This is a genomic window from Saccharibacillus sacchari DSM 19268 (assembly GCF_000585395.1).
GTDB classification, from domain to species: domain Bacteria; phylum Bacillota; class Bacilli; order Paenibacillales; family Paenibacillaceae; genus Saccharibacillus; species Saccharibacillus sacchari.
Window position 1 is genome coordinate 5,562,291 of the sequence record NZ_KK073875.1, and the last position, 20,679, is coordinate 5,582,969.

The 20,679-nt window shown below is 53.6% G+C and carries 18 protein-coding genes; 6 read left to right on the top strand and 12 right to left on the bottom strand.

The window, feature by feature from the left end; all coding sequences use genetic code 11:
* Window positions 1-29: 29 nt before the first annotated feature.
* On the bottom strand, window positions 30-1,187 hold the full coding sequence (locus SACSAC_RS24210; RefSeq protein ID WP_037291011.1) for a YhgE/Pip domain-containing protein: 1,158 nt from the start codon (window positions 1,185-1,187) through the stop codon (window positions 30-32).
* Between the two features lie 269 nt (window positions 1,188-1,456).
* Complete coding sequence (locus tag SACSAC_RS24215) at window positions 1,457-2,335, bottom strand: S-layer homology domain-containing protein (RefSeq protein WP_037291013.1); 879 nt, start codon at window positions 2,333-2,335, stop codon at window positions 1,457-1,459.
* A 233-nt stretch (window positions 2,336-2,568) separates the two neighbouring features.
* Between SACSAC_RS24215 and ytxJ the strand changes: the two genes are divergently transcribed.
* Together ytxJ and SACSAC_RS24225 are read left to right on the top strand one after the other, a co-directional pair.
* Entirely contained in the window at window positions 2,569-2,928 is a 360-nt protein-coding gene (ytxJ, locus tag SACSAC_RS24220) for a bacillithiol system redox-active protein YtxJ (RefSeq protein ID WP_037291014.1), read from the top strand.
* Window positions 2,929-3,070: 142 nt separating this feature from the next.
* A complete protein-coding gene (locus SACSAC_RS24225) occupies window positions 3,071-3,391 on the top strand; it encodes an MGMT family protein (protein ID WP_037293669.1) in 321 nt (106 codons plus the stop codon).
* Between the two features lie 16 nt (window positions 3,392-3,407).
* On the opposite strand, the gene SACSAC_RS28530 is transcribed toward SACSAC_RS24225, so the two are convergent.
* Genes SACSAC_RS28530 through SACSAC_RS24245 form a run of 4 tightly spaced genes read right to left on the bottom strand, consistent with a single transcriptional unit; the run spans window position 3,408 to window position 7,160 of the window.
* Window positions 3,408-3,956 carry a hypothetical protein gene (locus tag SACSAC_RS28530; RefSeq protein WP_051507377.1) on the bottom strand — a complete coding sequence of 183 codons (549 nt, stop codon included), beginning with the start codon at window positions 3,954-3,956 and terminating at the stop codon, window positions 3,408-3,410.
* Window positions 3,957-3,969: 13 nt separating this feature from the next.
* Complete coding sequence (locus SACSAC_RS24235; protein ID WP_037291016.1) at window positions 3,970-5,001, bottom strand: arsenic resistance protein; 1,032 nt, start codon at window positions 4,999-5,001, stop codon at window positions 3,970-3,972.
* A gap of 30 nt (window positions 5,002-5,031) precedes the next feature.
* Window positions 5,032-6,057: a leucine-rich repeat domain-containing protein gene (locus SACSAC_RS24240; RefSeq protein ID WP_037291018.1), complete on the bottom strand. Its 1,026-nt coding sequence runs from the start codon at window positions 6,055-6,057 to the stop codon at window positions 5,032-5,034.
* The gene (locus SACSAC_RS24245; RefSeq protein ID WP_245608762.1) at window positions 6,054-7,160 is read right to left on the bottom strand and encodes a leucine-rich repeat domain-containing protein; all 1,107 of its coding nucleotides are present in this window, start codon (window positions 7,158-7,160) and stop codon (window positions 6,054-6,056) included. Before SACSAC_RS24245 ends, SACSAC_RS24240 begins: the two co-directional genes overlap by 4 nt.
* Window positions 7,161-7,302: 142 nt before the next feature.
* On the opposite strand from SACSAC_RS24245, the gene SACSAC_RS24250 reads away from it, so the two are divergent.
* Complete coding sequence (locus SACSAC_RS24250; protein ID WP_037291020.1) at window positions 7,303-8,055, top strand: DeoR/GlpR family DNA-binding transcription regulator; 753 nt, start codon at window positions 7,303-7,305, stop codon at window positions 8,053-8,055.
* Window positions 8,056-8,226: 171 nt separating this feature from the next.
* Here SACSAC_RS24250 and iolD read toward each other — a convergent pair whose 3' ends face one another.
* The 4 genes from iolD to iolA all read right to left on the bottom strand — a co-directional run bounded on the left by iolD (window position 8,227) and on the right by iolA (window position 13,584).
* Window positions 8,227-10,140, bottom strand: a complete 1,914-nt coding sequence (iolD, locus tag SACSAC_RS24255; protein WP_037291021.1) for a 3D-(3,5/4)-trihydroxycyclohexane-1,2-dione acylhydrolase (decyclizing) — start codon at window positions 10,138-10,140, stop codon at window positions 8,227-8,229.
* 91 nt (window positions 10,141-10,231) lie between these two features.
* A complete protein-coding gene (gene iolC, locus SACSAC_RS24260; protein ID WP_037291022.1) occupies window positions 10,232-11,218 on the bottom strand; it encodes a 5-dehydro-2-deoxygluconokinase in 987 nt (328 codons plus the stop codon).
* 20 nt (window positions 11,219-11,238) lie between these two features.
* Window positions 11,239-12,057 carry a 5-deoxy-glucuronate isomerase gene (gene iolB / locus SACSAC_RS24265; RefSeq protein WP_037291023.1) on the bottom strand — a complete coding sequence of 273 codons (819 nt, stop codon included), beginning with the start codon at window positions 12,055-12,057 and terminating at the stop codon, window positions 11,239-11,241.
* Window positions 12,058-12,108: 51 nt separating this feature from the next.
* Window positions 12,109-13,584, bottom strand: coding sequence for a methylmalonate-semialdehyde dehydrogenase (gene iolA, locus SACSAC_RS24270; protein WP_211251377.1), 1,476 nt, complete (start codon window positions 13,582-13,584; stop codon window positions 12,109-12,111).
* A 202-nt stretch (window positions 13,585-13,786) separates the two neighbouring features.
* On the opposite strand from iolA, the gene SACSAC_RS24275 reads away from it, so the two are divergent.
* Entirely contained in the window at window positions 13,787-14,536 is a 750-nt protein-coding gene (locus SACSAC_RS24275; RefSeq protein ID WP_037291026.1) for a DeoR/GlpR family DNA-binding transcription regulator, read from the top strand.
* Complete coding sequence (locus SACSAC_RS24280) at window positions 14,500-14,865, top strand: hypothetical protein (RefSeq protein WP_037291027.1); 366 nt, start codon at window positions 14,500-14,502, stop codon at window positions 14,863-14,865. The genes SACSAC_RS24275 and SACSAC_RS24280 overlap by 37 nt, the downstream gene beginning before the upstream one ends.
* Before the next feature lie 242 nt (window positions 14,866-15,107).
* Here SACSAC_RS24280 and iolG read toward each other — a convergent pair whose 3' ends face one another.
* Window positions 15,108-16,139: a bifunctional inositol 2-dehydrogenase/D-chiro-inositol 1-dehydrogenase gene (gene iolG / locus SACSAC_RS24285; RefSeq protein WP_037291028.1), complete on the bottom strand. Its 1,032-nt coding sequence runs from the start codon at window positions 16,137-16,139 to the stop codon at window positions 15,108-15,110.
* Window positions 16,140-16,184: 45 nt separating this feature from the next.
* Window positions 16,185-17,084, bottom strand: a complete 900-nt coding sequence (gene iolE / locus SACSAC_RS24290; protein WP_037291029.1) for a myo-inosose-2 dehydratase — start codon at window positions 17,082-17,084, stop codon at window positions 16,185-16,187.
* 685 nt (window positions 17,085-17,769) lie between these two features.
* Here iolE and SACSAC_RS24295 point away from each other — a divergent pair.
* Entirely contained in the window at window positions 17,770-20,214 is a 2,445-nt protein-coding gene (locus SACSAC_RS24295; protein WP_037291030.1) for a S8 family serine peptidase, read from the top strand.
* Window positions 20,215-20,679 lie beyond the last annotated feature (465 nt).

Genomic DNA, 20,679 nt, shown 5'->3' on the forward strand with positions numbered 1-20,679 from the left:
CTCTAATACCTTATGCGTGTATCATACCATTATGCCTCGGCAGCCGCCACAATCGGAGGTACCGGAGCCTTGTCGCGGCGCAGTGCCGTGGAAGCAATAATCAGTACAAGCGATACGGCGATAATCAGCAGCAATGCGATAACGTCTCCCGAAGTTCCCGTTCCTCCGAACAAGACGTTCATCAAGCCATCCACCGCATACGTAGCCGGGAAAATGTTGCCGAGCGCCTGGTAGAACTCCGGCAGCAGCTCGCGCGGCATCATCGCGCCGGACGAGACCAGCTGCACCGACAAGACCAAAATGTTGAACAACATGCCTGCCATATCGAACACGAACAGGAACATTTGCGCCATGAACATGAACGTCAGCAGGAACAAGGCTTGGAAGCCCCACAGCGCCAAAAATCCATGAGCCATCTGGCCGCCGAACGCTGCCACGAGCGAGGTGCCCACGAGCGATACGACTACCGACGAAGCCGCCGTAACGATCAGACGAACCGCCATGCGCTGCCAGCGTCCGAAACGAGCGCCCAGCGCTTTCGACGAGATCTGGAAGTTTTGACCCATAATCATCGCGCCGACATACGAAGCCAACACCATCATCATCGGCACCATTTGATTGTTCATGCCTTGCACGACGTTGACCGATTCAATATTGGAAACGACACGTTCGGACATTACGTTTGCTGCGGTCTGAGCGGCTTCTTCCGGCAATTTGGCCTGGCTCGACAGAATGCCTGCCATGCCGTTCGTTACCGCTTGTTTGTTGACCGTCGACGTAATGCTATCCGCGATCGACGTCATCATGTTCTTGATCATCACCGGATTGGATTCGTTGATGAAATAGTTGATCGAAGCCGATTCCTGCGACTGCGCCTTCGACGCGAAGTCCGACGGAATTTGCACGATCATCTGGATTTGACGATCTTGCAGCATGTCTTGCGCTTCAGCCAGACTCATGCCCGTTTGGACGCCGACAGGCAGATTCTGCTGCAAGTTCTCTGCAATCGTTGCGCCCATGGCCTGATCTTCGTTCACGATGGCAATATTCAGACGATCGATCCGATCGTTAATCCCCTGATATCCCGTCATCCACACCACCGTAAAAATCAATTGAAACAAGACAGCCGTGATAATGCCTACTTTCGTCGTCGGCAGCTTGAGGAACGCTTTAAAAATTTGACCCATTCGATGATTCTCCTTTTCTCGGTTACGCTTTTCGCCACCGTTTAAACTACTGTTTAAAACAAACGTTTTAAACTTTGCTTTCGAATTATATATGAAAAAAGAGACAAAGGTCAACAATTATTTTCAATTTTAAATAAGTGAGTAAAACCCCCTCAGTTACGCGATTTTCACGCACAAAAAAAAGCCAGGAGGGACTCAAAACTCCAGACTTTTTTCAATATTTTCTGTTAGACGTCATTATTTTCATTCCACCATTTACCTGCCAAACTTTACTCTGCTTTGACGGTAATATCGTAAATCACAGGCACATACGCGACCGCGTTTGCCGAATATGGATTCGCGGATTGCGGCTCCGTTGCCGCATACGTAATCACGGCTTCCGTATCGGATACGAACTCAATGCTGCGAATCTTCAATCCATGTCCGGTTCCCGGCAAATTGGTGCGCGTAAGCGTGACTTTATTAAACTCCGGATCTATGTTTTCCACCTTGTAGGTGACGGTGACAGTTCCGGAAGAAGCATAACTTTTATTCACCATGCGTTCGGCATAATAGATCATTTCCGCCGCCTCCATACGCGTGATTGCGGCTGTCGGTCGGAAGTTTTTACCGGAGTCGAGCGAAGCTATTTTGGTCATTAACAAGTATTCGACGGCTACCCGATTTTTTGCAGCGATCTGCTTGGCATCGGTAATCGACGTGTATTTACTTACATTGGCGTAGTTTCCCTTTTGCAGCAATCCGAGATAGAGTAACTTAGCAAACTGCTGCCTCGTCGGATTGCCGTTCGCATTCCAGGTCCCGTCGATGACGATGCCCCGTTCCAACGCCGTCTTGAGCGCATCCGTGTACCAGGCAGTCTTCGGTACGGCTGAAAACCATGCGGGCGCATCCGACTTCTTTTTGGCCGAATCCAATCCGATAGCATCCACGATCAACTGCACGGCCTGAGCGTTGGTCAACTTGGTGTTCGGAGCAAATTTGTCGGCACTCACTCCTTGAATCAGACCCTTTTGCTGCAAGGATTGCACGATAGCTGCCTGATTGGCGTCTTTGATATCCGAAAAAGCATACGTCGGTGCCACCCCCAGCACCAAGCTGGCCGCAACGGCTGCCGTCAGGACGCGAGTTCGAATTTCTTTTCCCATGATGATTTCCTCCTCGGCATGGATTCGGCCAACGTCCCCTTCTGCGCGGATCGCATAGGACTGTGGTCCGTATCGCTCTTTTACAATCATACCATCCGAGAAGGCGTAGAATCATAATCCAATCGATTTTTCGGTAAAAAGACCTACGACTCGAAAACGGGTATAATGAAAAAATCAAGCTGCATGTTCAGAGCCGAATCGCGTAATCCCCATTTCGAGAGGAGTTCACCACGATGAAACCCAACTATGTAGAGATCGACTCGATTGAACAATGGTCGACATTACTGGAGCAATCCGACGAGCGTGCCCTGCTGCTGCTCAAACACAGTACAGCCTGCCCGATCAGCGGTGCGGCGTTCAAAGAATTCAAAGTCTACACCCGCAAGCCGAAGCGTCCCATCGTATGCGCACTGGTCAAAGTCATTGAATCGCGTCCGCTCTCCAACGAGATCGAAACGAAGACGGGACTCAAGCACGAATCGCCTCAGGTTTTACTTATTCAGGACGGAGAGTTATTGTGGAGCGCTTCGCATTGGGACATCACGTTCGAGCGGATCGAGCAGCAGGTGAATGATCGGATCGCCAAAAGTTGAATTTGAGAAAAGAAAGGACATATACATGAACGATCAGGAACGTTTGCGCGCGGAATTTGACGCTGAATTTCTCAAAGACCTCGCAACTGCCGAAACCGAAGATGGATCGAAGCAATCGGAGAGTGAAAATGAGTTAGATGTTTTGGCGCCTTTCACGCGATCTGTGATCGAGACCATTCGCAGCATTCCGGAAGGAAAAATCATGAGCTACGGGCAAGTAGCGGCCGTTGCAGGAAGTCCTCGCGGCGCGAGACAAGTCGTGCGCATTCTGCATTCGATGAGCCGCAAATACGGATTGCCCTGGCATCGGGTGGTCAATATTCGCGGCGAGATTGCTTTGGATGAACACGGCGGTGGCGGCGAGCAGCAGGAACGGCTTGAAGCTGAAGGCGTAGAGTTCGGCATTGGGGGTCGGATTGATCTGAATCGCTATCGGTATGAAGCCGATCATGACGCGGATTAAAAAGGCACGGGATCGATCAGGTTGGCGGTAGTATGATCGGCTGATACGCAAGTGCGCGATCCACAATATCTTCCGCCTCCAGATCATCCCAGAAGATGAGATCGGATATGCCGGGCAGCGATACATTAACGGTTAGCAGATCCAAATAATATTCCTGCAGGAAGGCTGCTTGATCTGCGGAAGAAACCTCCGATTGCGCCGATTCCGACTGCTCGATATCATTCACGACGAGCGGAGCGACTAGCGCGGAGATCGCGTAGTCAGGGTCCTGAATCCGCCGAACCAACTCGATCAACTCTGCGCGGGTTACGTGTTGGCTCGGACGCGGTTCAGGCTGTGACAGTCGAAGAGCCAGCTCCGTGCGCGACATGGAATCTTCGTAATTTTGAAAAAGATCCGCTTCTTCATTTCGACCGTAAGTCTCGTTGAGTACGCCGATCTGCTCGTCGGCCGCTTCGCTTGCTCCATCGGACAGCAAAGCTTCAATAGCGCAAATTGCCTGTTCGATCTCTTGCAGTTTCGACAGCGTTAGCGATCGGGGGGTCCATTCCGATCGAAATCTCATGCTGGCTTCCTCCTTATGCAGTTCCATGATCCCGCCACAACAGCTTCGGCACCGCCCGTACATAAATCAACTCGCCGATCAGTTCGATCAGCGTCTGCGCAACGATTACCGCGGCAGCGATTCCCGCCGCTTCACCCGGCAAAGCGAGCGCCAAAGGCAATACCACCAGCGAGTTACGCGTAAATGAGCTAAAAATCAGCGCACGCCCGTCCCCCGCATCCAGACGCATCAGCCGACCCACAACTCGCGCAAGCAGCGGCATAAGCAGCATAAACAGCGCGTAGATCGGCAGCACTCGCAGCACCGGAAGCGGGTCGTCGGCAATTCGTCCGATCTGCGAGGCTGTTACCGCAATCAAGACCAGCGCCATGAACGGCACCGGGATCCAAGCCGCCGCATCCTGCACGCGCGTTCCGATCGAACGACGCGTTCCTCTCCAGACCTCTTTCCCTGCCTTTTGAGCATCCACATCCTGCTTTCCCCGTTTGCCCCACAATTGCGTAAGTATCGCCGCAGCCAACGGCAATACGATAAGCAGCAGGAACGCTTCGACAAAAGGACCGACCTCCATCAGCCCGGCGGCCTTCTTGCCTGCGAACAATCGCAAATACACCGGCAGCAGCACCATTTGCACGACGAACAATACAGGGGTAGCAGCCGTCATCGCTTGCTCGTTGCCTTTACCGAGCGCAGTAAACACGATGACATAATCAATGCAAGGCGTCAGCAGCACCAAGCAGACCCCGATCGTGATCGCTTCAGGTTGCGGGAAAAGAGCCAACAACCCCCATACCGTCAACGGAACAACCACAAAATTCGTCAGCAGCAGCGCAGCGATAAAACGTCCGTTCGCCAGCGCTTCGCGCAATTTCAGAAACGGAATCAAGGTAAACATCCCGTACAACAGCACGGCAAGCAGCGGAGAAATCCAGGCTTCTATGCCTTGACCCCATTGCTCATTAAACAAACCGACCGCAAGACCGACAATCAGCGCGATTGCGTATACGAGGATTTGATTGCGTTCGAGCCATTCTCTTTTTCCCATGGCATTCCGTTCCTTTCATTTCGAGCCTGCTCAGAAAAAGCCGTCTTTTCTAAACGTTATATTTTTCGCATGATTCAGCTTTTTCAACACCGTCGGCTTCTCTTCGATCCGATGATTGACCAGACTCAAATATTCAAGTCGGCGCAAATTCGCGAGTTCATCCGGAAGTTCGGTTAAGCCGCTGTATGTAAGATCAAGGGAGCGAAGCTGTTCGAGTTGTCCGATTTCCGGCGGCAGCTTAGTCAACTTCAATTGTTCTTTCGAAGGGGCTTTCCAGTCCGGCTCGCCGTTCGGGTCAGGGTGGCATCCATTGTAAATCGTCAGGCTTTTCAACGCTTGCGCTTTACCGATCGAGGCTGGAATGCCATCTAAATTACCAGTCCAAATCTTTAATTCCTCCAGATGCGGCAGATCGAACAGGCTATCCGGCAAGTCGGTGATATGTGCGTCGAACAGGTCGATGATGCGCAGGCTGGGGATTTCGTGCAAACGTGCCAACACCCGATCACTGCCCAATTTTTCATAGACAAAGCGATCCGACTCGTGATATTTCGCCAGCTCAAACAGCTCTTCCGCCGAAAGCGGCGATTGACGCTCAACCAGCATGACGCCTCGGAGTGTTTCTTTTAATTCATCGGCTTCCTCCTGCGTTACCCGCAGTTCGCGATATCCTTCATGCGTCACCGTCCAAAGCCAGTCTTCGCCGTCGGGATTTTGAAAACAAAGATCCTCCGGCATCCCTTCACCAATCCAGCCAAGCAGGTTGTCCGCATAAGTTTTGACGATTGCCGCGGCTTGCGGACAGCATAGGCACACGTAAGTCGTTTGATCGAAGGGATAGAAACGATCTTCGGTCCCGATACCTGTCTCCACTCGCGTTTCATAAATGATATAAGGGTCCAACTCTTCCACGATCCGCAGCGGCAACGGCGGTATCTCGTATTCGTCTCCTCCCGGCGGCCTTGTATCCACAAACGAAAACGTCTCGCAATGCGCCATCGCGTAATCGATCAACCGACCATAAGCGTCCCCCGAAGGATTGTTGTAAATGTTCATTCGAAATACCCCCTACTGTGCGGACCGCTATACATTCCGCTGTCACGCACCGTATATACAGACTTCAACTTCGGTAACTTTTTTAATATATCGGGATTCTCGTTTTCCATCAAATTGTCCGACAAATCCAGCCTGCGCAGATTGCGAAGTCCGGCAAAAGATTCAGGCAGTTCCCGCAAACCCGTATAGGTGATCGTCAAAGAACGCAGCCTTTTCAAAAGACCGATCTCCGGGGGCAGCGACGTCAACGCCAGTTGTTCTTTCGGCAGCAGCTTCCATGCTTTCGAGCCTGCCGTGGATTTTTGAGTGTGGGCAACACCCTCCGGGAGTAAGGGAACATTGGTCATTTCGAGAGAACGCAAATTTTGCAAACGGGCGATACTCGCAGGAATACGCTGCAAGTTTCGTGTGCATAACGTTAAATATCTTAATTTCTCTACCGCGAACAAATTTTCCGGGAGCTCTTCCAAAGTCTCGTCATGCACTTCCAGCACGCGGAGCCACGGAAGTTCATCGATCCGATCCAGCGCTTCCGCGGCTCCCGGCCCCATTAGCTCCAGTCGGTCATGCCGATGATGGCGGGTCAGTTCCAGCATATGCAGCGGATCGCGGAAAGCATTGTATTCGATAATAAAAAGGCCCGGTATTTCATGATACAGCTTCTCGACCTCCCCGGGAACGGTATGGATCGTGGCAATATCTTCATGCGAAGTCGCGCCCATCACATACATTCGCTTCTCGTTCCAAAAGCACAAATCTTCCGGCAGCGCCGGATGATTCCAGCCGAACAGATGATTGGTCGTCTTTTTCAAAAACTCCGCCGTCTCCGGGCAGCAGCGGTAATGCCACAAAATATCGTCGTACGAGTAATCCTGATACACGCCGTGCTCATCGTCATGACCGTACTCGCAATGCTCGACCCGCTCCTCGACGAAATAAGGCCGGATCTCTTCGAGAATCGGCCATTCCGGAATCGGCGGCTCGTCCGGCTCCGGAAATCTGCGGATGCGCGGGCCCTTTAGCGAAAACGTGGCGGTGCGAGCCGTCATGTAATCGATCAGTTTACGGTAAGCTTCGCCGGACGGATCATTATAAATCAACATATGCACGTCAATTCCCCCTTTGAAAAAAGAACGGTGGAAACGAAGATTTCGTTTTCCTTTTGGTTTGAATGATTTACATATAGAATAAGAAACAAAGAAGTTGATCAACACTTCACAAATTTCGTGCTTAGGAGAACCATCCATGATTAAATCCCAACGTATCAATCAATTGAAAGAATACGTGTTCGAACACGAGTCCGTCTCGCTGGAAGAACTGGTTCGGCACTTCGACGTGTCGATGAATACCATCCGCCGAGACGTGAAAGACCTGGTCGATTCCGGCGTGTTTCGCAAAGTGTACGGCGGCGTATCGGTCAATCATTCCACGCTCGTCGTGTTCGACGAACGGAAAGACCGCAACTTGACCAAAAAACAGGAAATCGGACGCCTTGCGGCGCAGCATGTGGAAGACGGAGACGTTATCTTCATCGACTCCGGCACGACGACGATCGAAATGTTGCCTTTTATTAGCCAAAAACAGATCACGGTGGTGACCAACAACTTCGACTTCATCCATCAGGCCAAGCCCTATCCGGGACTGAGCATTTTTTCTACGGGAGGCATGTTCGAACGCAAAACCGACTCCTTTGTCGGATTTCAAAGTATCGAGCTGCTCAAAAAATACAATATCAACAAAGCATTTGTCGCTTCCACGGGCGTCTCGCTGACCAACGGCGTGACCAATTCCTCGCCGCTGGAAACGGATATCAAAAGCACCGTCGTGCAAAAAAGCTTGAACGTGTTTCTTCTGATCGACGACAGCAAATTCGACAAGTACGCGCTGACGACCTACTGTTCGCTCAGCGAGATCGACGTGCTGGTCACCAACAGTACGCCGAGCGAAGAGTACGTCAAATACGCCGAAGCGCATCAGGTGAAGATCGTGACGCCTTGATCGGAGTTTATTTTCCGACCTGACGAAATGCTCGTTTTCCGTCTTCAAGCATGGAGGATCACGCATTTGCACACGCAAAAAAAAGCAGACGGATACTTTCCTGCCTAGGAAAGAGTCCGTCCGCTTGATTGGTGCGTTTATCAATAAACGATCCGCACTCTACGCTTTTTATTAATACTGCTTCGCCGTCTTCAGCATCTCCGCCCGGCGCTCGTACGCCGCCTGCACCGCTTGATTCTCCGACACTTCCGCGACGCCGACGTTCCACCAATTGTCATAACCTTCGCTCATCGTTTTCGGCAAAACTTTCATTTCGATCAGCGTCGAGACGGTCTGATTTTTCGCGTCTTCGATCGCCGCTTTTACTTCCTCGGCTGTGTTGGCCCGATACACTTTCGCTCCGTATCCCTCCGCGATCTTCGCGTAATCGATATTCATAACGTTTCCTTCATGGTTGCGGAATTCGCAGTGGAAGCTGCCGCCCCCGTTGCCCATCTGAAGGTTGTTGATGCAGCCGAAACCGGAATTATCGAACAGCATGATATTGATCTTGTTGCCCGTCTGAAGCGCCGTTACCAGCTCCGAATGCAGCATCAAGAAGCTCCCGTCGCCAACCATCGCGTACACCTCGCGGTCCGGTTTGGCGAGACGGATGCCTAGCGCTCCCGCCACTTCGTAACCCATGCACGAATATCCGTATTCCAAATGGTACGTGTTCGGCGCTTCCACATTCCACAGCCGTTGAAGATCGCCGGGAAGCGAGCCTGCCGAGCAGACAACCACGCTTTCTTTGTCCACCGCTTCGTTGATCGCGATCAGCGCCGCCGTTTGCGCAAACTCCGTACCCAGCGCGTCGGCGTATTCATTCAGAATCTCTTGGGAAAAGTGTCCTTTGATTTCTGGATCGAAGCCTTCCCGCTCGAAACGCACGCCGCCCAAGCGATCCCGCTCGGCCTCCCAGGCAGCCTTCAGTTCGGAAATGCGCGTGCCAAACTCGCTTTGATAACCGTCCAACCGTTCATGCAGCGCAGTGATTGCAACTTTTGCATCGGCCACGACGGGTACGCCTTCCAACTTATACCCCTGCATCCGGCTTACGTTGATATTCAAGAACCGTGTCTTTTCAAAATCAAACGCCGTTTTCGATGAAGTCGTAAAATCCGTATACCGCGTGCCGATGCCGATCACCAGATCCGCTTCGCGCGCGATCGCATTCGCAGCCGACGTTCCCAGCACGCCCGTTCCGCCCAAATGGTTGGCAAACGTATACTCGACCGTCGATTTCCCCGCATGCGTCTCGACCAACGGAATATGGTACGCCTGCGAAAAAGCGATCAGCTCTTCGCGCGCGCCGGAATACTTGGCCCCGCCGCCCACCAGCAGCAGCGGCTTTTTGCTTGCTCGAATTAGCTCCTCGGCCGCATCCAGCTCTCGAACGCTCGGCTGAAGTCGATCCATGTAATGCACGCGTTTACGGAAAAATCCCTCGTCGTAATCAAACGCTTCCCCTTCGGTATCCTGACAAATGCAGATCGTCGCCGGACCGCTGCGGGCCGGATCGGTCAGCACTTCGAACGCTCGCAGCAGGCTGCTCATCAACTGCTCCGGGCGAGTAATGCGATCCCAATATCGGGACACCGGCTTCAGCGCGTCGTTGGTCGTCACCGCGAAACTGTATTCCTGCTCGAACTGCTGAAGCACCGGATCGGGCTGGCGCGAAGCGAACGTATCCGCAGGCAGCAGCAACACCGGAAGATTATTCGCCAGCGCCGTAGCCGCCGCCGTCACCAGATTGGCCGAGCCGGGACCTGACGAAGCCGTTACCGCATAGATGCTGCGCCGCAGCTTCTCTTTCGCATACGCGATCGCGGAATGCGCCATGCCTTGCTCGTTTTTGCCCTGGAACACTTTCAAATGCCCCGGGTCCTGCTCTAAAGCTTGCCCAATACCGAGCACGTTGCCGTGCCCGAACACCGTAAAGATACCTTCGACGAAAGGCGTTTCCTCCCCGTCGACGGAAATGTATTGTTGGTTCAAAAACTTAATCAGCGCCTGCGCTGTGGTCAACCGGATCGTATGGCCCATATGGACATCCACCTTTTATAAAATTGAGGTATGAGTAGCTCGACCAACCTTTAGCATTGACAAGGTACCGAGGCCGCGCTGCCGGAAAAGGTCAGGAATGAAGAACCGGCTGATCGGCGATCAAAGCTTCGATCTCCTCCACGCCCGGCATCGCGTCCGACGAACTGTGACGGCTAACCACGATCGATGCCGAAGCGCTGCCGTACTTGAGCGCCGTTTCCAGACCTTTGCCTTGAGCAAGCGCATACAGGAAAGCCGAAGCGTACGAGTCGCCTGCGCCGAATGTTTTGAGTACCTTCGTTTTGTAGGCTTGAGCGCGGTACGTCCCGCCTTCTCGCGTATACGCGTAAGAACCTTCCACGCCGTGCTTGATGACCACGATGCGCGGGGTATGCTTGAACAGCGCTTCCGTCGTCCGTTCGTTGGAACCGCCGACCGCGTTTTCCATAATGTCGTATTCGTCACGCGTGCCGATCACAATGTCCGCCTGCTCGGCAACGAGCGCATAATAAACAGCGGTCTCTTCGGCCGATTTCCACGTATACGGACGGTAGTCCAGCTCGAACACAATCTCCACGCCGTTCTTTTTCGCAAGATGTACCGCTTTGAGCACCGCTTCGCGCGAAGGGCTTTGCGCTAACGCCGTACCGGATACGACCAGCAGATCCGCACGTCGGATATAGTCCTCGTTCACCTCGTCAGGCTTCAAGTAAAGGTCGGCCACATCGTCGCGGTACATCAGGATGCTGCATTCGTCGGGACTTTTGATTTCGGTAAAAGCAAGCCCCGTCTTGTGGCCTTCCTGATCGACAACCATACCAGAGACGTCGATACCCGCCTTTGCCATATAATTGCGGATAAACCTTCCATGCTGATCGTCCGCGATCTTTCCGATAAAGCCCGTTTTCAACCCGAGCTTGGCCGAACCGATCGCGATATTGGCCGGAGAACCGCCGACGTATTTGGTAAACGTCATCGTCTCTTCCATCGGCCGATTGTATTCCGTCGCGTTCAAGTCGATGCAGGCTCGGCCGATCGCGATCAGGTCGAATTTTTCGCCGCTTGCTTCATTAGTCATCGGTTCACAGCTCCTTCGGCTTATTTGCGTTCCAATATCCACTCATGATCCGGGTCGTTATGGAACTTCCAGACTCGCTGCGGACCGGCCATCACATTTAAATAGTAAGACGAATATCCGTCGGGTACGCCTACCGGGTGATAACCTACGGGCACGATCACGACGTCGCCATGCTCCACGGCCATCGTTTCGTCCAGGCTGCGATCGTCCGTGTACACGCGTTGGAACACGAAACCCTGCTGCGGATCGAGTTCGTGATAATACGTCTCTTCCAAAAACGACTCCTGCGGCAGATTGTCCCGGTCATGCTTATGCGGCGGATAGCTGGAGAAGTTGCCGCCTTCCGTGTACACTTCGACGACGAGCAAACTGCTGGCGGAAGGATCGGAATCCGGTAAAATGTTGTGCACGGTGCGCTTGTTTTGATATTTGCCGCGATCCTCGGTTCCGACGTCTTCGGCCTTGATTAGCTTGGTCGGCAGCGGCCGGAGCGAAGGGGAGTAGCAGAGCGCGACTTTTGCCGTCGACTGCCCCTGTACCTTGAAAGACTGGCCGCCCGAGACGAACACGCTATCCGTAGCTTTTCGTTCGAACACGCTCTCTCTCGTCCCGATATTTCCAAAAAAACGCTCGCCTTGCGTCACGTCGATTCGTCCGGTTAACGCCACGATGCAGCATTCGTCGCTACCGAGCGTTTCTTCATATACCGCGCCCGGCGCAAGCTGTATCAACCGGAATCCGACGTACTGCAAGCCCGAATCGTTTTTCATCACTTCTTGTAAAACCTTCGCGTCCCCGCGGCTTTCGTTCAGCGGTTTGCGCTGCAAATGACTGACCACGCCCACTCCTCCTTTGAATCGAAAAATGTTCCGTCGGCTGTAAGCGCTAGTTTATTCGAAAGTCGGTTCCGTATAACGCGCCGTCACCACTTTTTTGCGGGTATAGAAGTCGACGCTGTCTTTGCCGTTGGCGTGCAGCGTGCCGTAGAACGACGATTTCCAGCCCGAGAACGGGAAGAACGCCATCGGAGCAGGGACGCCGAGATTGATCCCGAGCATGCCGGCGTCGATGTTCTCGCGGAAATAGCGGATCGCATGGGCATTGCCCGTGAACAAGCAAGCGCCGTTGGCGAATTCGGACTTATTGGCGATTTCGACCGCTTCTTTCAGGTTTTTAACGCGGATCACGGACAGCACGGGCGCGAAAATCTCGTCTTTCCAGATCGTCATCTCCGGCGTCACGCCTTCGAAAATCGTCGGGCCGATAAAATAACCGTCGTCCGACATGCGTTCGCGCCCGTCCGTGAGCAACGTCGCGCCTTCCTCAATGCCTTTTTCGATATAAGACAGCGTGCGCTGCTTGTTCTCTTCGCGAATGACCGGTCCGAGAAACACGCCGTCGTCGAGTCCGTTGCCCATTTTGACGCCGAGCGTCTTTTCCTTGAGCCGAGCGATGAATTCGTCCGCGATACCCTCTTCCACGGTCAGCACCGCGCAGGCCATGCAACGTTCCCCCGCCGAACCGAAAGCCGCGGACACGACGTTGGTGATCGTATCGTCGATATTCGCGTCGTTCAGCACGATCGTATGGTTTTTCGCTCCGGTGAGGGATTGAACGCGTTTGAGGTTTTCGCTGCCTTTTTTGAACACGTATTCGCCGACGGGCTTGGAGCCGACGAACGACACGGCTTTGACCTCCGGGTGCTCCAAAATACCGTTGACCACGTCATGCGCGCCGTACACGATATTGAACACGCCGTCCGGCAATCCTGCTTCGGTAAACAGTTCCGCCAAGCGTTCGGTCAGCAGCGGCGTGCGTTCGGACGGTTTGAGGATAAACGCGTTGCCGAGCGAGATCGCCATCGGGAACATCCAGCACGGCACCATCATCGGGAAATTGAACGGAGCGATGCCGCCGACTACGCCGAGCGGATACCGGTAGTTCGCCGCTTCGACGTCCGTCGCGATCGTCGCGAGCGAATCGCCCATCATCAGGGACGGCGTGCCGGCCGCAAACTCGACGTTTTCGATGCCGCGCTGCACTTCGCCGATCGCTTCGCTCAAGCTTTTGCCGTTCTCGATCGTGATCAGTCGGGCCAGCTCGTCTTTGTGCGTGCTCAGAAGCTGCTGGTAGTTGAAGAGAATACGAGCGCGGCGCGGAACGGCAACTTTTTTCCACTTCTCGAAAGCAGCTTGGGCAACTTCCGCCGCATGATCCAGATCTTCTCTGGTCGAAAGCGGCACCTGGCAGATCAGTTCTTTCGTAGCCGGATTGTAAACGTTCTCAAATTGCGTCGTTTTGCTTTCTATCCATTGGCCGCCGACGTAGTTCTTCAGTTTTCTTGCCGTAGTCGGAATCGCGCTCATCATTAGGCTCCTCTCGCAGTCGCTTCTGGCTTATGCACCAAAATCGCTGTTACGTTTGGTTATATTTTGATTATGTTTTCATGATATACAACACCATTCTCTACGTCAAGTCTCGATAAAACCGATCAAAATATAATTAACTGTTGATTAACTTGAGCAACAACTTTATAATTCTGCGTATCAACCATACAGGAGAATGCCCATGAAGACAAGACGACTCCGGGATATCGAAACGTATATTCACAGCCGCAAAAATGTCACGTTGGACGAACTGTGTCTAACCTTCGACGTATCCAAAAATACGATTCGCCGCGACATCAACCAGATCCTGCAAAAAGGTTCGATCGAAAAAGTGTACGGAGGCGTCGTGTCGGCGGAAAAGCTGATTTCGTTCGAAAACCGCAACGTCGAGCGTCGAGACGAAAAAGCCGAAATCGGGCGGGCGGCGGCAGAATACGTCGAGGACAACGATCTGATCTTCATTGATTCCGGCACGACTACCTGCAATATCATGAACTTTTTGGATACGGATCGGCATCTGACCATTTTGACCAACAGTCTCGATGTCATCAACGGCGCCGCCTCCATGCCGAATGTTCATTTGCTTGTCGTCGGCAGCACGTATAAGCGCAGCACGCGCTCTTTCGTCGGCGTCGACGATATGCGGGCTTTGGAAAAATACAACGTGAACAAGGCGTTCATGTCCGCGACGGGCGTTAGCCTCGCGCATGGACTGACCAACTCGGATCTGCTGGAATACGAGATCAAGAAGTCGATTGCCAGACGAACCGAAAAGCTGATTTTGCTGGCGGATTCGGACAAGTTCGGACGATCGACGCTGCTGACGTACGCCGCTTTTGCCGATCTGGATGTATTGGTGACTTCAAGCGACCTGCCTGCGGATTACGTGCAGTCGTGCCGCAGCAACGGAATCGTGCTGCGACAGGTGTGACGGAGAATGATTCGGCGGCTCGGCGGCTCGGCGGCTCGGCGGCTCGGCGGCTCGGCGGCTCGGCGGCTCGGCGGCTCGGCGGCTCGGCGGCTCGGCGGCTCGGCGGCTCGGCGGCTCGGCGGCTCGGCGGCTCGGCTAACGGATCGTATGTCCTTTACAAGCCCAAATCAACTCTTTCCGCGATTCTAACGGATCGCATTGCCGTTAGACGCCGATTTCACCTTGTTTTCGATCAAAAACAAAGCAAATTCTGCTCTAAGCGTCACCTCGATCCGTTAAAAATTCAAAACCGCTCCAAAACCCTTCTAAGCATCGTCTCGTTCCGTTAAAACTGCGGCGTGCTTGAAAACTCAACGACGTGCCGATTCCACCGCTTTTTCGCCTTGTCCGATTCCGAGCGCGCAACAAGAACCTCATTCCGGAATAAAGGAATAAGGTTCTTTGGCATTGCACAACGCAGCGAAGCACAAACCCTCAAAGCAGGGGGCGGCTGTATGCACGCTTCCCCTGCTCTCAGTCCCGATGAACCGCTGCGATCCGTTGTTGCCATCATCTACGTTAAGCCGCCTCGTCACATCTGGCCGACTGCCGATCCTTCATACAATGCAGGCTTCTCGTCCAACACAATCTCCTCGCGCTGCCCGCTCTCCTGCGCCTTCACGCAAGCATCCGCCGTCACTGCCGCGATATATCCGTCCCAAGCGGTCGGACCTTGCAGCTCGCCGCGTCCGACCGAATCGATAAAGTCCTGGATCTCGCGGTCGTAAGCCTCAATAAAACGATCTTTCCAATCCATCAGAATGCGCGTGCCGAACATCGCTTCCTTGCGCAGCGAGATCGACGACGGTTCCGGCAGCTTCACGATTCCGTCTTCCCCGATCACTTCGCACTGGATATCGTAGCCGTAACGGCAATTGACGAAAATCTCCGCCGTGATCAGCACGCCTCCGTTCGTCTCCAGCAGCACGACTTGAGGATCGCGCATATGGCTTAAGGCATGACGCGTCTTTTTCGGATAGGAGACCTGAACGGATTTGTAATCGTCATCAAGCAGCCAGTGCAGGACGTCGATCTCATGGATCAAAGTATCGGTAATGGCCATATCGCTCGTATAGTTCGGACCGGATTCCGGGTTACGGTGCGCGCAGCGGATCATCAGCGGCTCGCCGATCACATGCTCGTCGATCGCTTGTTTGAGCTGGACATACCCGCTGTCGTAACGACGCATGAAGCCCACCTGCACCAGCCTTTTGCCGTGCTTGATCTCCGCATCCATGATCCGTCGGCAGCCTTCGGCAGTCGTGGCAAGCGGTTTTTCGCAAAAGACGTATTTGCCCGCTTCGATCGCCGCCAGCACGCTTTGTTCATGCGCAGGACCCCAACTTGTGACCAGCACGGCGTCGAGGTCCCCTTCAGCTAGCAGCGACCGGTCATCCAGATAGACGACCGCGTCCAATTCATACTGCTCCACGACTGCGTTAGCCGCCGCTTCATTCACGTCGGTTACAGCCGTAATCCGTCCCCCGGACAGATTGGATGTGATCCGCCGAATATGATCTCTTCCGATTGCGCCTGTTCCGATAACCCCGATTTTCAATGTCATGGTCCGTTCCTCCCGATATGGATCGATATGAGTTTCTTTTCCGAATCAGACTTGCACACGTTTCAATAATTGACCGTCTATGTAGCGCCGCGCGATCAAAGCATATTCCAACGGGTGTGCCACATCGGGGTCCTGCTCCGCTTCGATCACGATCCAGCCCCGATAGCCATGTTCGAGCAGCAGATCGTAGACCTCCCGAAAATCAATGCAGCCATCGCCCGGCACCGTGAACATCCCGCTCAAGAATGACTGCATAAACGACTTTCCGCTCTCGCGGCAATCATCCAGTACGACCCGGCGCGCATCTTTAAAATGCACATGAGCGATCCGGCCGATGTGCTTGCGCAGCAGCGTCATGTAATCCCCGTCGGACACGAAAATATGCCCGGTATCATACAACAAAGCCACATGCGCCGGATCAGTGCCGCCCATCAGCCGATCGACCTCTTCCAGCGTCTGGACGCCCGTCCCCATATGATGATGATAAACGAGGCGCAGCCCGTATTCTTTTGCAATAACGCCTAGTTCATTCAATCCGGCACACAATTGCTCCCACTCGGCCTCGTCAAAGTTCGGCTTTTCCGCAAACACATTCTGCTTCGTCCCTTGAATGCTTCCCGTCTGCTCCGACACGACGATGACGTCGGCCTGCACTTCCCGCAAATATTCACACTGCTTGCGAAACGGTTCCATGACAAGTTCAATCCCGTCACGAATAATGTAACTGCTGAACCATTGTCCGGCGATCCTCAGATTACGCAGCGCAAGCTCTTTATTCAACACTTGAGCATCCGGGAAAAAACCGCCGACCTCCGTTCCTTCGAATCCTGCGACGACGATATCACTGAGCAGATGCGACAGCGTATTCCCTGCTCCGATCTCCGGCATATCGTCATTCCGCCAACCGATCGGTGCAATTCCCCAACGAATAGGTTGCTCGTTCATATCTCTTCTCCTTTGTAATAGAGGGTAGATTCGTGTTTTCCTATGATGTATTGATTAACTTTTGATTATGTTTGATTATACATTAAGGTTAAAAGCGCTTTCAGTCAACTTATTTCTTAAACTAAATTAAGCCTCCATTTGTATTTAGCACTACTTTTTTGCGCAAAATTTTAAAGCTCTCTACACTCTTGCTTGCATGCCACCGATAAAAAAAACAGCTAAATATACTAGGGCGTGTCTTCAAACCTCGACGGAAGCAGATTTTGCCGAATTTTCGTGCTGAATAAGGAACTTTTCTGAAGCCGTGCCGGGGCACGTCAAGGGAAAGTGACGCGACGTTGCCGGAATCGTACACGCTTTAGGTACGAATCCGGGGCAGCGCCAAAAGGCGGTAAGAGATGCACGTTGGCAGGTTTGAACGCCCTAGAGCGTATACGCAAACTCAACGACGCGCATCTTTTACTGTCTTTGCTTCCTCAACGGGAACCGGACCTAAATCTTATACGGTTCCAGCGGTTCTTCGTCACTCTCCACTGAAGTGCCCCGGCATGACTGCGGAAAAGTTCCTTGCCGAGAACGAAAATCCAGTAAAATTTACACCCGTCGACGTTTGAAGACACGCTCTAATTTATTGAGTTTGCATGCTAACATCCAATCATTTCAGCTTACGGGAGGAACTTCAATCATGAATAAAAAGCATCTGTCGGTCGCGCTGTCTTCCCTACTCATTCTGCCTTTGTTGGCCCAAACCGGCCTGACGAATAACGCGACGGCGGAAGAACCGGATCAGGAAGTCGTGATCGTGTACAAAAACGAAGACGGCAAAGAAGCGGCGCTTCAACAAGCGACGGAAGTCCAACACGAATTCGAAACGCTGCCGGCCGTATCCGCGACGGTAAGTCCGGAAGAGCTGCGCGATCTGGTGAATAATCCGGATATCGATTACGTGGAACGCAACATCCCGTTTCAAATTACGGACATGGAAGCTTACGGTTCGACGCCTGCCGTCAACTTTAACGAAAGATCGAATTGGAATTACAATCAAGTCGCGCCGAATCTGATGTGGGAAAAAGGCTTTACGGGTCAAGGCGTCAAAGTCGCGGTTATCGATTCCGGCATCTCTCCGCATCCGGAGTTGACGATTGCCGGCGGCGTTTCCACGATCGGCGACAGCCCGAACTTCTCCGCGGATTTCTCGGACGGAAACGGTCACGGAACCCATGTTGCCGGCATCATTGCCGCAAACAGCGGAAACGGAATGGTGAGCGGTACAGCCCCGGGTGCTTCCCTGTACGCGGTCAAAGCGCTGGGGGCAGACGGAAAAGGAACGCTGCAAGACGTGCTGGAGGGCATCGACTGGGCGATCGGCCAAAAAGTCGATATCATCAATATGTCGCTGGGCAGCAGCCAAGATTCCCAAGCGCTTCACGACATGGTCGACAAAGCCTACAACAACGGAATCGTCGTCGTGGCTTCCGCCGGCAACAGCGGAACCGACGCCAACGCTAATACGGACACGGTAAATTATCCGGCCAAATACAGCAGCGTCATTTCCGTCGCGGCCGTGGATCGCAACTTGCAGCGCGCTTATTTTTCTTCGACCGGTCCCAAAGTGGATTTCGCGGCGCCGGGAGTCGGCATTTATTCGACCTACCCGAGCAATCTCGGCGGCGAGTATGCTTCGATGAACGGTACTTCCCAAGCCGCTCCCCATATCGCGGGCATTTTGGCCGTATTGAAAGAGCAAAATCCGTCGGCTACGCCCGGCGTTCTGCGCAATAATCTGAAAAATTACGCGGTGGATCTCGGCGCCCAGGGTCGCGACAGCTTATACGGGGACGGATTCGTAACGTTCAAATCGAGTACGGACAAGAATGCTCCGGGCGAGGTGTCGGGAATTTCCCTGGCCTCGGTTGAATCGGACCGTTTGACCTTAAGCTGGACGCCGCCGGCCGATACCGACTTTTCGCGGGTTCGCGTGTATGAAGGGGTCTCCAAATCGGCCGTGAACGTTAACGCAAATAGCTACCAAGCGACCGGCTTGGCTCCCGATACGTCTTATCAGTTCCTGCTTGCCGCAGTCGATATGAACGGAAACGAATCCGACGGAGTCTGGGTCTCCGCCAAAACTGCATCGGCTTCTTCGGCTCCGGCCGATCCGAACGCCGGCGGCAATCCGACTTCCCCGGATCCTTCGACAACCCAACCGGTAACGGGCGTGCCGGATTCGCAGAACACCGCTCCGACAACTTCGCCTACCCTGTCGGATCCGGTACAACAGCCTGCTCCGGCAGAGCAAACTCCGACTGCGCCCGCGCAGCCTGCTCCGGTACAGCAAGTTCCCGCTCCGCAGCCTGCGCCGCCTAGCGCTATTCAATTCCCGGCCGCTCCGACTCCGGCACCTTCCGGCGGCAGCGCGCAAATTCCTTCCGGAGGCGGAGGAGGCGGTGCTCCGATGCCGTCGGGCGGCGGCGCTCCGGCACCTGCTCCCGCTCCGGTAGCCGCAGCTCCGGCGCCTTCGACGCCGACGGTCGTGCCGGCCAAACCCGCGGCACCGAAGCCGGTCGCTTCGACGCCGACACCGAGTCCGGCGCCTTCCGCCCCCTCGGCTTCGCCGATGCCGACTCCGACGGCCGTGCCGTTCTCCGACGTCGCCAAAACGTTCTGGGCCCGCGATACCATCGCCTGGGGTTTTGAGCGTGGCCTGGTCAAAGGCTACACGGACGGACAATTCAAGCCGGGCGCGACGGTAACGGAATCCGAGTTCCTGGCGATGCTGATCCGCGCCTTTGAGCCGAACGTGAAAAACTCGACGTCGGGCACTTGGTCCAACACGTATTACGCTCGCGCCAAACAACTCGGCCTGCCAACGAAAGGCAATACGTCCAAAGCATCGCGCAGCCAGACAATCACCCGCGCTCAAGTTGCCGAGATGTTAGCATCCGCCAACGGGCAAAACGTTACGGGCAACCAAGCGATTCAATACCTGCTGTCCGCCGGAATCGCCAGCGGCAGCAGCAAAGCAAGCAAAACGGTCGCTTCCTTCAAAGGCAGCGCCTCCCTCACCCGCGCCGAAGCCCTTCAGTTCATCAAGAACCTGACGGAAAAAGGTAACGGCAGCCTGGGCTGATCCTTTCGGATCAAGCAAGCCTGTCTGTATCAGATTGAGGTGATACAGAGTACTGGTAAGCGGGTTGCGACACGCATGAAGTGAGCATCAGCATCTGTACGAAGACCACCGACACAGAACCAATCCGATCAATCGATCCACAGCTCCCTACGACTTCCTTCAACAAAAAAGGACTGTTCCAAGCCATAATCACGGCTTGGGAACAGTCCTTTTTGCATAAAACTCAACGGCTCTCGATTCCATTTGTGCGGATAAGCAGCAATTTCTCACCATCAGGTATGATCGGAAGCTAATTCGTGCATATAAGCAACAATTTGCCCCAAAATCTCATCAAACCTATCCCAAAGGCGATAATTATTGCTTTTTAGCAAGAATCGACATCAATCTACCCCAATTCCTTCAAAATTCTTGCTTATCCGCACAATTGAAAATCCAATACCGATCATTCCAGCCAATCAGCGTCCA